The organism is Amycolatopsis sp. NPDC059021 (assembly GCF_042739895.1).
GTDB lineage: Bacteria > Actinomycetota > Actinomycetes > Mycobacteriales > Pseudonocardiaceae > Amycolatopsis.
Map to the genome: position 1 here is coordinate 1 of NZ_JBHYIQ010000033.1, position 13,914 is coordinate 13,914.

At 68.1% G+C, this 13,914-nt stretch carries 16 protein-coding genes; 11 read left to right on the forward strand and 5 right to left on the reverse strand.

Annotated elements, in window-relative coordinates:
* Nucleotides 1-84 precede the first annotated feature (84 nt).
* The 3 genes from ACFWX1_RS20530 to ACFWX1_RS20540 all read right to left on the reverse strand — a co-directional run bounded on the left by ACFWX1_RS20530 (nt 85) and on the right by ACFWX1_RS20540 (nt 1,612).
* Nucleotides 85-462 carry a winged helix-turn-helix transcriptional regulator gene (locus ACFWX1_RS20530; protein ID WP_378389522.1) on the reverse strand — a complete coding sequence of 126 codons (378 nt, stop codon included), beginning with the start codon at nt 460-462 and terminating at the stop codon, nt 85-87.
* Nucleotides 463-511: 49 nt separating this feature from the next.
* Complete coding sequence (locus ACFWX1_RS20535; protein ID WP_378389685.1) at nt 512-1,093, reverse strand: TetR/AcrR family transcriptional regulator; 582 nt, start codon at nt 1,091-1,093, stop codon at nt 512-514.
* Between the two features lie 66 nt (nt 1,094-1,159).
* Nucleotides 1,160-1,612 carry an SRPBCC family protein gene (locus ACFWX1_RS20540; RefSeq protein ID WP_378389524.1) on the reverse strand — a complete coding sequence of 151 codons (453 nt, stop codon included), beginning with the start codon at nt 1,610-1,612 and terminating at the stop codon, nt 1,160-1,162.
* A 48-nt stretch (nt 1,613-1,660) separates the two neighbouring features.
* On the opposite strand from ACFWX1_RS20540, the gene ACFWX1_RS20545 reads away from it, so the two are divergent.
* From ACFWX1_RS20545 to ACFWX1_RS20595, 11 genes are all read left to right on the forward strand, one after another.
* Complete coding sequence (locus ACFWX1_RS20545; RefSeq protein ID WP_378389526.1) at nt 1,661-2,236, forward strand: TetR/AcrR family transcriptional regulator; 576 nt, start codon at nt 1,661-1,663, stop codon at nt 2,234-2,236.
* A 36-nt stretch (nt 2,237-2,272) separates the two neighbouring features.
* On the forward strand, nt 2,273-3,181 hold the full coding sequence (locus ACFWX1_RS20550) for a LysR family transcriptional regulator (RefSeq protein ID WP_378389528.1): 909 nt from the start codon (nt 2,273-2,275) through the stop codon (nt 3,179-3,181).
* 145 nt (nt 3,182-3,326) lie between these two features.
* Nucleotides 3,327-4,487 (forward strand): CaiB/BaiF CoA transferase family protein, encoded by a 1,161-nt coding sequence (locus ACFWX1_RS20555; protein ID WP_378389530.1) that lies wholly within the window; start codon nt 3,327-3,329, stop codon nt 4,485-4,487.
* Nucleotides 4,488-4,510: 23 nt separating this feature from the next.
* On the forward strand, nt 4,511-5,278 hold the full coding sequence (locus ACFWX1_RS20560) for a crotonase/enoyl-CoA hydratase family protein (protein ID WP_378389532.1): 768 nt from the start codon (nt 4,511-4,513) through the stop codon (nt 5,276-5,278).
* Between the two features lie 5 nt (nt 5,279-5,283).
* Complete coding sequence (locus tag ACFWX1_RS20565) at nt 5,284-6,030, forward strand: acetoacetate decarboxylase (protein ID WP_378389534.1); 747 nt, start codon at nt 5,284-5,286, stop codon at nt 6,028-6,030.
* A complete protein-coding gene (locus ACFWX1_RS20570; RefSeq protein ID WP_378389536.1) occupies nt 6,027-6,971 on the forward strand; it encodes a 3-hydroxyacyl-CoA dehydrogenase NAD-binding domain-containing protein in 945 nt (314 codons plus the stop codon). Before ACFWX1_RS20565 ends, ACFWX1_RS20570 begins: the two co-directional genes overlap by 4 nt.
* Before the next feature lies 1 nt (nt 6,972).
* Nucleotides 6,973-8,190: an acyl-CoA dehydrogenase family protein gene (locus ACFWX1_RS20575; RefSeq protein ID WP_378389538.1), complete on the forward strand. Its 1,218-nt coding sequence runs from the start codon at nt 6,973-6,975 to the stop codon at nt 8,188-8,190.
* 124 nt (nt 8,191-8,314) lie between these two features.
* Nucleotides 8,315-9,175 carry a TIGR03621 family F420-dependent LLM class oxidoreductase gene (locus ACFWX1_RS20580; protein WP_378389540.1) on the forward strand — a complete coding sequence of 287 codons (861 nt, stop codon included), beginning with the start codon at nt 8,315-8,317 and terminating at the stop codon, nt 9,173-9,175.
* Nucleotides 9,176-9,308: 133 nt separating this feature from the next.
* Entirely contained in the window at nt 9,309-10,169 is an 861-nt protein-coding gene (locus tag ACFWX1_RS20585) for a TIGR03621 family F420-dependent LLM class oxidoreductase (protein WP_378389542.1), read from the forward strand.
* Nucleotides 10,170-10,844: 675 nt separating this feature from the next.
* Nucleotides 10,845-12,134, forward strand: coding sequence for a DUF222 domain-containing protein (locus ACFWX1_RS20590; RefSeq protein ID WP_378389687.1), 1,290 nt, complete (start codon nt 10,845-10,847; stop codon nt 12,132-12,134).
* A 95-nt stretch (nt 12,135-12,229) separates the two neighbouring features.
* Nucleotides 12,230-12,673 (forward strand): VOC family protein, encoded by a 444-nt coding sequence (locus ACFWX1_RS20595; protein WP_378389544.1) that lies wholly within the window; start codon nt 12,230-12,232, stop codon nt 12,671-12,673.
* A 30-nt stretch (nt 12,674-12,703) separates the two neighbouring features.
* Here ACFWX1_RS20595 and ACFWX1_RS20600 read toward each other — a convergent pair whose 3' ends face one another.
* Nucleotides 12,704-13,420, reverse strand: coding sequence for an ATP-binding cassette domain-containing protein (locus ACFWX1_RS20600; protein ID WP_378389547.1), 717 nt, complete (start codon nt 13,418-13,420; stop codon nt 12,704-12,706).
* A gap of 8 nt (nt 13,421-13,428) precedes the next feature.
* Entirely contained in the window at nt 13,429-13,800 is a 372-nt protein-coding gene (locus tag ACFWX1_RS20605) for a DUF6924 domain-containing protein (RefSeq protein WP_378389549.1), read from the reverse strand.
* Nucleotides 13,801-13,914: the final 114 nt, after the last annotated feature.

The following is a 13,914-nucleotide window of genomic DNA, read 5'->3' on the forward strand; positions in this document are numbered from 1 at the left end:
GCGCGCCCCGCGCCCTCCGTCGAGGGCGTGGTACTAGCGCGCGGCCGCCCGCAGCCCCCCCCACCCACCCCCCCACCCGGGGGCTCAGGCGGAGACCGGGGTGTTCTCGCGGTCGAAGGCGTCGCGGGCCCGTTCGACCTCGCCCATATGACTGCGGGCCCAGCGGTCCAGCATGTCGAGCGGCTCGGAGAGGTTGCGCCCCAACGGAGTCAGCTCGTACTCGACACGCGGCGGGATGACCGGGTAGGCGGTGCGCGTCAGGATGCCGTCGCGGACCAGGCTGCGCAGCGTCTGGGTGAGGACCTTCTGCGAGATGCCGTCCACGCGCTTGCCGATCTCGGTGAACCGCAGCGGACCGTCGACGAGGGCGCCGACGATGAGCACCGTCCACTGGTCGCCGATGCGGTCGAGCAGCTTGCGGGTCGGGCAGTCCCGGTTGAACGGGTTCGGGCTGAGGTCCACGGCAACCCCTCCTCACTCTCCTGGAGAGAGTAACACCCCCGCGGGCAGGTCAGTGCGACGTCGCGGGCGCCATGAGCGCGGTGAACAGCACCCGCAGGTGCCCGCGCGCCCGGTCCCAGCGCGCCTCCAGCTCGACCTGATCGCGCGTGGCCCAGCTGGCGATGAGGATGCCCCGCACGACGTCCATCGCGGTGTACACCGCGTGCAGGAACTCCGGATGTCCCGCATGATCCGGCAGCAGCGCCTTCCCGAACTCGATCAGGCTGCTGGTGGCGATCGGCTCGACCAGCGCCATCTGCCGCCGCAGCTCGGGGTCGGTGCGCGAGGCCACCCACAGCTCGACGGTCGCGGAGAACACCGGCCCCTGGTGCATCTCCCACAACAGCTGCAGCGCGTCGCCCACCGGATCGGACGACGCGCGGAGCCGGTCCAGCTCGGCCATCGCGACCTGGGTGCGCTTGGCCGCCAGATGCCGGATCGCCGACGTCACCAGATCGGCCTTCGTCGGGAAATGGTGCACCTGCGCGCCGCGGGTGACCCCGGCCCGGTCGGCGACGCGGGTCGTCGTGGTGCCGGAGTAGCCGTACTCGACGAGGCAGTCGACGGTCGCGTCGAGCAGGCGCGTCCGCATCGCGGCGCTGCGTTCCTCCTGGGTCCGTCCGGTCGATCCCCGTCGTGGCGCTGACATGCGCCTACTCTATGGGGCGGGCCGCACCCCGGTCGCGCTGGTCGCCGCGACCAGCCCGTCGACGCACCGCCGGATGAACGACGCGAGTGTCCGCCGGTACAGCCAGCCGGTGCCGGGGATCTTCGCCGCGAACGCCGAATGCCAGTGGATTTCGGTGCCGCCGTCGTCCGGCGTCAGGTCGACGTCGGCGCGGTAGCCCCGCAACGGCAGGCCGGAGCGCAGCACGTACGAGAACCGGCGTGCCGGCACGAGTTCGACGATCTCCTCACAGCTCTTGATCCGCCCGGTGCGGAAGAACCGGAGCGCTCCCAGTCCCTCCGGCGCGCCATTCCCCTCCCGTATCAGGCGGAACGAGCCGAGCGGAGACCACTCCGGCCAGCTTGCCCCGTCCCTCAGCAGCTCGTAGACCTCCTCGGGCGACGCCGTCGTGTGTCCCCGCACCGAAATCCGCTGAATCCCCATTGGACCCTCTCCCTCGCCGTACCACATGGTACATGTACCATGTGGTACATGACCGAGGCAAGCGCCGATCCCCGGGCGAAGCTCCTGGAGGCGACGATCGAGCACATCGCGCGGCACGGCGGCGCGGACCAGAGCCTGCGCACCCTCGCCGGCGCGCTCGGCACCAGCCACCGGATGCTCATCTACCACTTCGGGTCCAAGGAAGGCCTGCTCACAGCGGTCGTGAACGAGGTCGAGCGGCGTCAGCGCGAGGTGCTCGCCGATCTCTCCGCCGACGTCCCGATCGTCGAACTCGGCCGCCGGTTCTGGCGCCGTCTCACCGACGACACGCTGCGGCGCAACGAAAAGCTGTTCTTCCAGCTCTACGGTCACGCGCTCGGCGGCACGCCGGGGACCACCGCGCTGCTCGACGGCGTCATCGACGACTGGCTGCCGCCGCTGACCGAGTTGCTCGCCCGTGCCGGTGTCCCGGAAGGACAGTGCGCGGCGCGGGCCCGGCTCTGTCTTGCGGTGGCGCGCGGCCTCCTGCTCGACCTCGTGACCACCGGGGACCGTCGTGCCGTCGACGAGGCGATGGACCTGTTTGTCGCCACCCACTTCGCAGTGTTCGAACAGGCCTCCTGACCTGCGCGGCCGCGCTACTCGGCTAGGCTGGCCCGGGTGGAGATGCTGCACCTGCGCTATTTCGTGGCCGTGGCCGAGGAGCTGAACTTCTCCGCCGCGGCGCGCAAGCTGCACATGGCCGCGTCGCCGTTGAGCCAGCGCATCAAGGACCTCGAACACGAACTCGGCCAGCAGCTGTTCGACCGCAGCACGCACCACGTGACGCTGACCCCCGCCGGATACGCGCTCCTGCCGATCGCGCGGGACATTCTGGAGCAGGTCAACTCGATCCCGTGGCGGCTGCGGGAAGCGACGAAACCGCGGCGCAGCACGCTGTTCCTCGGCATGCCCGCCGGGGTGCACCCGGATCTGCGCGAGCGGGTCAACGAACTGGCCCGGCGGTGCGGTGACCGCTACGAGCTCAAGCGGTGGCCGGGTACCTCGGCCGACCTCGTCGCCGCCGTCCACGACGGAAAACTCGCGCTTTCGCTGGTCCGGCTGCCGATCGCGGATCCCGCGCTGGACGTGCTCACGGTCATGTCCGAGCGGCTCGGCGCGGTGGTGCCCGCCGACCGGTTCGCAGGCCGGGATTCGGTCAGCCTGGCCGAGTTGTCCGAATTCGCCTATGTCGCCTCCCCGGAGGAAACGCGGCCCGCGTATTTCGAGCAGCTCGACCAGCAGTTGACGTCGCGGGGTATCAAAAAGCGGATCCGGCTGACCAACACCGGCTACGGCGGCGTCACCGAAATCATTTCCAGCGAAAAGGCGTTCTCGGTTTCCATGCTCGACGAGCGCAGCCCGATGCACGGTTACCGGCTGGACAACGTGACCGTCCTCCCGTTCGCCGACTTCGATCCCCAGCTGGAAACCGGTCTGATCTGGCGCGCCGATCGCGCCGACGGCGGCGATCTCGAGGAGCTGATCGGCATCGTCCGCGATGTCTTCGGCGAGCCCATCGCCCACTGAATTCGCACGCACAATTCGCCGAGATAGCGCCCGATAATGGTGTGACCGCTGCGGTCATACCATTGTTCGCCCTTTGATCATTCCCTTTCCCGGAATGCGCGACTAACTTCGGAAGCAGACAGCGATGCAAGGCGCAGGAGGAGAAATGACGGACGGCACAACGAAGGCGGGCCCGCTCGACGGGGTCCGCGTGATCGACCTCTCCACCGTGGTCATGGGCCCGTACGCGGCGCAGATCCTCGGCGATCTCGGCGCCGACGTGATCAAGATCGAGTCGCCCGCGGACACCGTCCGGAACGGCCGGTACCGCACCACGCCGGGCATGACCCCGCTCAACCTGAACGTCAACCGCAACAAGCGAAGCGTGGCGCTGAACCTCAAGGACGACGCGGAACGCGAGCGGGCGCTCGAGCTGATCGACGGCGCCGACGTCCTGATCACCAATATGCGCCCCGGCGCGCTGGCCAGGCTCGGTCTGTCCTATGCGGACATCGCGGGCCGCAACCCCGGCCTGGTCTACGCCCACGCCCAGGGCTTCCGCGGCGACTCGGACCGGGCCGGGAACGCCGCCTACGACGAGACCGTGCAGGCCGCGTCCGGGCTGGTCGACATCGCGAACCGCGCGCTCGGCAAGCCGGTCTACCTGCCGACGATCCTCGGGGACAAGGTCTCTTCGCTCACCATCGCCTACAGCGTCCTCGCGGCGCTGGTGCACCGGAACAAGACCGGCGAGGGGCAGTTCGTCGAGATCCCGATGACCGACACGTTGATCGCGTTCAACCTGGTCGAACACCTTTCCGGGCACGTGTTCGAGCCCCCGCTGAGCGCCACCGGGTTCCCGCTGTCGATGTCGCCGGGGCACCACGCGGTGCACACCAAGGACGGCCTCGCCTGCGTGATCCCCTACAACCCGCAGAACTTCCGGGACTTCTTCCACGCCGCCGGGCGCCCCGACCTCGCCGAGGACCCGCGCGTCAACGGTCCCGTCATCGACTCCGCCGACAACGAGGGCCTCGCCGCGCTGATCGACGAGTGCGCCCCGGCGCTGACCACCGAGGAATGGGCCGAGGTGTGCGCCAAGCACAGCATCCCGATGGCACCGGTGCTGGAACTGGACCGCGCCCAGGACGACGAGTACGTCCGCGAAGGCCACCTGCTCGACACCGTCGAGCACCCGACCGAGGGTCCGATCCGGACGGTCGGCGTCCCGGTGCGGTTCTCCGCGACCCCCGCCTCCGTGCGGCGCCTGGCTCCGACGCCGGGCCAGGACACCGAAGAAGTCCTGAGCGAGCTGACCGCTCGCTGAGGTTCGCCAGAAAGAAGAAAGCCATGAGCACCAACGAAGTGCGCACCGAACGGATCGGCGCCACCCTGCTGATCACGATCGACCGGCCCCGGGCGCGCAACGCGGTCGACGCCGCCGTCGCCGCCGGGCTGGCCGCCGCACTCGACCTGCTGGAGTCCGATACCGACCTGCGGGCCGGCGTGCTGACCGGCGCGGACGGCACGTTCAGCGCCGGGATGGACCTCAAGGCCGCACTGCGCGGCGAATCCCCGGAGATCCCGGGACGCGGGTTCGGCGGGCTGACCGAGGCCGCGCCGGCCAAACCGCTGATCGCCGCGGTCGAAGGCGCCGCGATGGGCGGCGGGTTCGAGCTCGCGCTGGGCTGCGACCTGATCGTCGCCGCCGAGGACGCGACCTTCGGCCTTCCCGAGGTCAAACGCGGGCTGGTCGCCGCGGGCGGCGGCGTCATCCGGCTGCCGAAGCGGATCCCGCATCACCTGGCAATGGAGTTCCTGCTGACCGGCGAACCGGTGAGCGGGATCCGCGCCGGGGAACTGGGCCTGGCCAACCGGGTCGTCCCGGCGGGCGACGCCACGGCCGCCGCACTGAAACTGGCCGAACAGCTGGCGGGCAACGCACCGCTGGCGCTGGCCGCGGTGAAGAAGATCGTGCGCGCCGCCGACGGCGTGCCGGACGCCGACGCGTTCGCCGCGCAGCGCGAGGAAATGGGCCATCTGATGGCTTCGGCCGACGTCCGCGAGGGCATGCGGGCCTTCGCCGAGCGCCGTGATCCCGTGTGGACAGGACGGTAGAAACCATGAAGCAGCAAGAAGTTCTTCAGCACGTCACCACCCCGTTGGTGAACCCGGCGTACGCACCGGTGATCCCGCGGTTCACCGACCGTGAGTACCTCAACATCGTCTACCGCACCGACATCGACGCGCTGCGCGCCGTCGTCCCCGAGCCCCTGGAGATCGACGAGCCGCTGGTCCGCTTCGAGGTCATGAAGATGGGCGACGTCTCCGGCTACGGCCCCTACACCGAGTCGGGCCAGGCCATCCCGGTCACCTTCGATGGCGAGCGCGGCGAGTACCTGCACGCGATGTACCTGGACAACTTCCCGGCCACCGCCTCCGGCCGCGAGATCAGCGCCTACCCGAAGACCGCCGGGGCGCCGAACCTCTATGTCGACAACGGCGCGCTGGTCGGCACGCTCGACTACGGATCACTGCGCGTCGCCACCGCGACCATGGGCTACAAGCACTACGAGCTGGACGAGCGCGAAGCCGAAGCGCAGATCACCGTGCCGACGTTCATGCTCAAGAAGATCCCGAACTACGACGGTTCTCCGCGTGTCGCCGAACTGGTCCGCACCGAGATCACCGACGTCGTGGTGCGCGGTGCCTGGACCGGCCCCGCGCGGCTGCAGCTGTTCGAACACGTGCTCGCCCCGCTGGCCGATCTTCCGGTCCGCGAGATCGTCTCGGCGAGCCATATCCTCACCGACCTGACGCTCGCCCCGGTCAAGCCGGTCCACGACTACCTGACGGGAGCGCGCTCATGAACACGGAATTCCGCACCGCGGCGGTGATCGGCGCCGGGACCATCGGGCTCTCCTGGACCGCGTTGTTCGCCGGGCACGGGCTGACCGTCCGGGTCAGCGATCCGCGGCCTGATCTGGCCGAGGCCATTCAGTCCGCTTTGGACGAATTCACCCCGCATCTGGCCCAGCAGGGCCTTGAGGTCGACGGCATCGCCGACCGGGTCGTCATCGCGGCCGACATCGCCGACGCCGTGCGAGACGCGGACGTCGTGCAGGAGAACGGGCCGGAGAACGCCGAGTTCAAAAAGGACCTCTTCGCCACGCTGGTCCGCGAAGCCCCCGCGCACGCACTGCTGCTGAGCTCGTCTTCGGCGATCCCGGCGACCGCGTTCACCGGCGGACTGGCCGACGCCTCCCGCGTCCTCATCGGACACCCGTTCAACCCGCCGCACCTCATCCCGCTGGTCGAGGTCGTCCCCGGGGGACGCACCAGTGACGAGTCGGTGGCGGCCGCGGTGGATTTCTACCGCTTCGTCGGCCGCACGCCGGTGGTGGAGCGCAAGGAGATCCCGGGCTTCGTCGGCAACCGGCTGCAGAACGCGCTCAGCCGTGAGGCGATCTACCTCGTCGAACAGGGCGTCGTCACGCCGGAGGACCTGGACAAGGTGATGACGAACTCGCTGGGCATCCGCTGGGCCACGGTCGGGCCGTTCCTCGGCTCGCATCTGGGCGGCGGCCCCGGCGGCTACCGGCACATGGCCGAGCACATCGGCAAGTCGATGAAGAAGATGTGGGACGGCCTCGGCAAGCCCTCGCAGAGCCCCGAAGAGCAGGAACGGCTCATCGAAGCCGTCGAAAAGGCTTACGGCTCCTCCACGTACTCGGAACTGGCCGAGACGCGCGACCGCAAGCAAATCGCCGTGCTGTCCGCTTTGGACAGTGCCGCCAAGGAGGAGAACTGAGATGACCGCCACCGTGGAACCACTCGAAGACCAGCTGACCGCCGACTTCTACGACTACGAAGCACTGCTCTCGGACGACGAACGCAAGGTGCTGCTCAAGGTCCGCGACTTCATGCGTACCGAGATCAAGCCACTGGTCAACGAGGCGTGGGCGAAAGGAGAGTTCCCCCGCGAGTTCATCGGCAAGTTCCGCTCGCTCGACCTGGCGGGCCTGGCCTACGAGGGCTACAGCGAGTACAAGCCCGCCGCGAGCAACCTGCTCATCGGCATGACCGCGATGGAGATGTCGCGTGTGGACGCTTCGAGCGCCACCTTCTTCGGTGTCCACAACGGACTCGCGATGTACAGCATCAAGTCGGGTGGCAGCCAGGAGCAGCAGGACCGGTGGCTGCCCTCGATGGCGGCGATGGACAGGATCGGCGCGTTCGCGATGACCGAGCCGATGGGCGGATCGGACGTCGCGGGCGGCATGCGCACCACCGCACGGCGCATATCCAAAGAAGGCGACGGCGACACCTGGATTCTCAACGGGGCCAAGAAGTGGATCGGCAACGCGACCTTCGCCGACCTGGTCGTCGTGTGGGCACGTGACCTCGACGACAACAACGTCAAGGGATTCGTCGTCGAGCAGGGCACGCCCGGCTTCACCCCGGTGAAGATCGAGAACAAACTGGGTTACCGGATCGTGGAGAACGCCGAGATCACCCTCACCGACGTGCGCGTGCCGGAAGCGAACCGGTTGCAGAACATCAACTCCTTCCGCGACGTCGCGGAGATCCTGCGCGCCACCCGCGGTGGCGTGGCCTGGCAGGCATTGGGCGTGATGATCGGCGCCTACGAACTCGCGCTGGCCTACGCGAAGGAGCGCAAGCAGTTCGGCCGCCCGATCGCGCGATTCCAGCTGGTGCAGGATCTGCTGGTGCGCAGCCTCGGCAACATCACCGCCTCGTGGGGCATGCTGGTCCAGCTGGCGCGGCTGCAGGACGCCGGGATCTTCCGCGACGAACACTCGTCGCTGGCGAAGGCGTTCGTCACTTCGCGGATGCGCGAGGTCGTCGCGTGGAGCCGGGAGATCTTCGGTGGCAACGGAATCGTACTCGACTACGACATCGCGCGGTTCTTCAACGACGCCGAGGCGATCTACTCTTACGAGGGCACCCGTGAGATGAACACCCTCATCGTCGGGAAGTCGATCACCGGGCAGAGCGCGTTCGTGTGAGCTGCGTCATCGCGAGGCCGCCCCGGATGTCCGGGGCGGCCTCCGGCGTGGGAAACCGGTGTCGCGAGGGACCCGAGTTACCTAGGATGATCTTCGTTCGGCCGCGTCACCGAGGAGAGACCGTATGACCACCCGCCCGTTCCGTTTCGGCGTCAACCTGCTCACCAGCGACTCACGCACCGAGTGGCAAGCCAAGGTACGACAGGCCGAGGAGCTGGGCTATCACGTGCTCAACGTGCCCGACCACCTGGGCAGGCCCGCGCCGTTCCCGGCGCTGACGTCGGCCGCCGAGGTCACCACCACGGCACGTCTGGGCACCTATGTGCTGAATGCCGGTTTCTACCGTCCCGCACTGCTCGCGCGGGAAGCCGCCACGGTCGACCTGCTCAGTGACGGCCGCCTCGAAATCGGCCTCGGCGCGGGCTACGTCCAGTCCGAGTTCGAAGCCGCGGGCCTTCCCTTCCCCAGCCCCGGCGAACGTCTGGACCATCTGGTGCACACGGTGACGGAACTGCGCCGCCTGCTCGCCGACCACCAGCCCCCGCCCACCCAGCGCCCGGCGCCGCCGATCATGATCGCCGGACAGGGAAAGCGGCTCCTGCGCGCCGCCGCCGAGCACGCGGACATCGTCGGCATCGCGGGCGCCCTGCCTCTCGACGCCAACGACACCGGACACGGCGCGCTGGCGGAGAAGATCGAACTCGTGCGCTCCGCCGCCGGCCCGCGCGCGGCGGACCTCGAACTGAACCTGCTCGTCAAGGCCGTCGCGCGGGATGCCGCGGCGATCGATTTGTCCTTCCAGCGCAGGTTCGCCCCCGAGCTGTCCGATGAGCAACTGCTCGCGCTGCCCGGCGTTCTGTGCGGCAGCCCCTCGGCGATCGTCGACACCCTGCACGAGTACCGGGAGAAGTACGGGATCACGTATTTCACGGTGCTCGAGTTCGACATGGCCGCCTTCGCGGAGGTCATCGCGCAGCTGCGGTGAGCCGGGAACCCTGCCGCGGCATCGGAATCCCCAGGCCGTTCGGACAGTTTTCGGTGCCCGGAAAGCCGGTGCCGCTCCCGGGGAAGCTACCTAAGATCGTTCTCGGGGATGTCCGCCGACCAGAGGAGAACGCATGTCCGCCCGTCCATTCCGTTTCGGCGTGAACATGGCCATCTGCGAATCGCGCGCGAAGTGGCAGGACAAGGCACGGCGCGCGGAAAGCCTCGGCTACGACGTGATCCAGGTGCCCGACCATCTCGGCCTCCCCGCGCCGTTCCCGGCGCTGGCGGCGGCCGCGGAAGTCACCACGACGGCACGCTTGGGCACCTATGTACTGAATGCCGGCTTCTATCGTCCCGCCTTGCTGGCGCGGGAGGTCGCCACCACCGACCTCCTGGTCGACGGACGACTCGAACTCGGCCTCGGCACGGGCTACGTCAAGGAAGAATTCGACGCCGCGGGTCTTCCCTTCCCCAGCGCGGGGGAACGCGTGGATCACCTGACGCACACCGTGTCCGAGCTGCGCCGCCTGTTCGCCGATCACCAGCCCCCGCCCGTCCAGCAGCCCGGCCCGCCGATCATGATCGCCGGAACGGGCCCCCGGGTGCTGCGCTTCGCCGCCGAACACGCCGACATCGTCGGCATCGCGGGCGCCCTCCCCATCGACGACAACGACACCGGCCACGCCGCGCTGGCGAAGAAGATGGACCTCGTGCGCGCCGCAGCTGCTTCGCGCGAGACGGAGCCCGAACTGAACCTGCTCGTCCAGGGCGTCTTCACGGACGCTTCGACGGCCGACCTGACTTTCCAGCGCCAGCTCGCCCCCGGCCTGTCCGACGAGCGGATCCGGAAGCTGCCCGGCATTCTGAGCGGCAGCCCTTCGGCGATCGCCGACACCGTGCGCGAATACCGGGAAACCTATGGGCTGACGTATTTCTCGGTGGTCGAGTTCAGTATGGACACCTTCGCGGAGGTCATCGCGCTGCTGCGCTGAGCCGCTGCGCGCTTCCCTGGTCCGTGTTCCCGTACTTCGCGGCGGCGGTGCCACGCCGAACCCGATTCGTCCTCCGTGGACTTCAGTGCGGTGCGGGGCCCCTGATGCACTGGACATGACCACTGGCGCACGAGGACGCGTCTCCTCGGCGGCATCGTGGCCGGTGGTTGCGGATTCCCCGCCTTCCGCGGAGCTTTGAGGACGCGGCCGGGGCAAATGGCGGCACAGCAGGCGACTCAGCCCCGCATTTGGTCCTTTGTGGACAAACTGCGGGCGGCGCGGGTTCGGGTTCGGTCACCTTGGCTTGTCGTTAAGTGGTGCGACGGGGTCTGGCGACTTGCTCTCGTCATTGACCGCCCGGAGCCCCCGAAATCTCGCTGGGTTCTACGAGCCCCCGCTAAGCATGCACCGCGTCAAAGACGATGAGGACTGGGTGTCTATCGCGACGCCACCGGACCACGAACCACGCATCGGCTTCCAGCAAGTCGCCGACTACATCCCACCTACCTGGCCAAGCCAGCGAACCCCCGGGCATCCGTTCTGTCTTGCCTTACCCCAGCAAGGAGAGCACTACCGAGTCTCAACACGGTGACCGGATCTCCGCCACACGATACGCGAAATCGCCGCAGCACCTTAAACAAGCTCAGACCTACTTCACCCATTCGTGTCGCACATATGTTCTATCCGGCGCGGTATGATGGTGGCGTGTCCGGGAATCTGTCCACTCTGGAACCGCCGCAGGAGCTGTGGCGGCGATCCGGTCGTGAACTCGCCGATGAGGTGCGTACACGACTGGAGGCCATGTGGCGCCTGGACGCCGAACTTGGCCAGTACCTCGTGGAGATCGATTCCCGCGGTGCGTCCAAACTGTACGGCTACGGCTCCACCGCGGCGTGGTTCGCGCATATGGCTCGGATGTCGCGTGGTGACGCCAAAAAGTACCTCGATCGAGCCCACGGGTTGAATCCCGGCCGTAACATCGACGGTACCGAACTCCCCGCGGTGGCGCCAGCAACCGGCGCCGCCGCCCTCGACGGCGAGATCGGCCCGCACCACAGCGACCGTATCCTTCACTTTCTCAAGAAGGTCCCCAGCTTCGTGTCCGAAGAGGACAGATCTAAAGCGGAGAAGATCCTCGTGGAGTTGGCCCGTCACGCGACGCCTCAGGAAGTGGTGAAGGCTGCTGATGAGTTGCTGGCGCGGATGGACCAGGACGGGAAGCCACCGAAGGACCCGGATCCGCCGGAGCGGAAGCCGGAGTTGCGGGTGCGGCAGCGCAAAGACGGCTGGTTCGACATCGACGGCCAGCTCGACCCCATCACCGGAACCCGGCTGAGCACCATCCTCGATCCACTGGCCACCCCGCGTCCTGCTGGGGAAGACAAATGGCCCGACCTGCGCTCGGTCCCCGAACGCTACGGGGAAGCCTTCGGCGAGGCGATCGCGATGCTCGCCAACGTCCCGGATGTGCCCGGCGGCGACCGCGCCCAACTCCTGGTCACAGTGACGCTGGAAGACCTGAAGTCGAAGCTGGGCACCGCCTGCCTCGACATGGTCAGCACCATCACCGCCACCGAAGCACGCATGCTCGCCTGCGACTGCCAGATCATCCCCGCCGTCCTCGGCACCAAGGGCGAACCCCTCGACCTCGGGCGCGCCAAGCGATTGGTCACTCCCGCACTACGCAAAGCGTTGACCATCCGGGACGGCGGCTGCGCTTTCCCGGGCTGTCATCGCAAGCCACGGCATTGCGACGCCCACCACGTCACGATGTGGATACACGGCGGACTCACCGTCCTCCGGAATCTCGTCCTGCTCTGCGGCGCCCACCACCGACTGCTCCACAAGGCCGACTGGACAGTCCGCATCGCCGAGGACGGACTCCCCGAATTCATTCCGCCAGACTACGTAGATCCCTTACGCACACCCAAAAGAAACATCCTCCACAGACCCGTCGCTGTCTAGGACGTGTCTGACAAAGATCGTGGCCGGTTGCTGGGGTGTTGGCGGTCGTGTCACGGTTTCAGGTGCTCTCAGACAATCAGTGCGAAAGGAACCCGATGTCCGTACGCTTCCAGCTGGTGATCGACTGCGCCGACCCGGACCGCCTAGCCCGCTTCTGGGCTGCCGCGCTGGGCTATCGACTCGCGCCCCCGCCGGCCGGCTTCGCCACCTGGAACGACTACTACCGCGACCTCGGGATACCCGAAGAGGACCTGGTCGACGGCGCGGACCGGATCAGCGACCCGAACGGCGACGGCCCCAGCATCTGGTTCCAACCGGTCCAGGACCCCAAGGTGGTCAAGAACCGGCTGCACCTCGACATCCACGCCAGCGGCGCGCGGACCGACCCGCTCGAAATCCGCCGGCAGCGCGTCGACGCCGAGGCCGACAGACTGGCCGGCCGCGGCGCCACCATCACCGGCGCCCTGGCCGAGGAGGGGCTCGACCACTACGCGGTCGGGATGAAGGATCCGGAGGGCAACGAGTTCGACATCAACTGATACCGACGGTCACCGGCCGGATCGGTAAATCTAGCGAAAGAAGCCCTGCACATAAGGATCCGCGAGAGCACGCATCTCGGTGGGTGACCCCGTGGCGGTGGTGCGGCCGGCGCGCAGGAACACCATCTGATCGGCGACCCCGGTCTCGCTCAGCAGCGGGGCGTCGTGGGTGATGGTCAGGACGGCGGCACCGGTATCGGCGTAGGCGCGGAGATTGGTCCATACCTCGTAGGCGGTGTCCGGGTCGAGGGAGGCGCTAGGTTCGTCCACGACGAGGAGATCGGGACCGGGTAGCAGGGCCGCGGCCAGCGCGGCCCGCTGGATCTGCCCGCTGGAATGCTGATGCGGATACAGATCGAGTACCTCCGTAGGATACAACGCCGCCGCGCAGGCCTCCTCCACACTCCGGCCACGATGCCGCCGTTGACGCTCGAAGAGCTGCGCGCCAACGGTTTCCTCCGCTGCGAAGGCCGTGACGCCGAATTGTGGCACCAGGCCGACGGTTCCGGCGCGGAGGTGTCGCCACTGTCGCTGATCCCGCACGGCCGTGCCGTTGATGCGCACGTCCCCAGTGCTGCGCGCGACGGCGGGAAGCAGACCCGTCAGCGCCGCGGCGACCATCGATTTGCCGCAGCCGGATTCACCGAGCAGTGCGGTGATCCGGCCCGCCGGGACCACGAGGTCCACCGAGTCCAGGATCGTCTCGCTCCACCGGCCCGTGTCGACCTGAACGGTCAGATCGCTCAACTCGGCAATCACGGCCGCGGCGGCGAGAGGCCGGCGTCGATCGACGCGAGTTCCGAGACCAGGGCACGGAAGGTGCGGCCTGGTTCTTCTTCGTCGTCCAGATCGACGATGACCACGCTGCGGTCCTGCGGGCGTTTCGCCGCCGACGCCGTGGTGAAACCGTCCGCGACGGCCAGGTAGGCGTACTCGCCGCCGTCCGGGACGAGGGTGAGCAACTGTTGCGTCGTCATGCCTTCGTAGTGCGGATCGTCGACCACTCGCACGTTCGTGAGCAGGCCGTCCGGAGCATAGGTGCGAAACAGTACGCGCAGTTCGTCCCAGGCCTGGGGATGGGTGAAGTCGGTGCGGACCACGAGCGCGCCGTCACCCTTCGGCAGCATTTTCACTGGCCTCCGCCCTCCCGGTGACTGGCGCGCTGGTCGGCCGGATCTTAACGCCGTGGAGCACGGAGAGCGCCGATCCAGTGACGTTCGGGCAGCCACATTTGCCCGCCG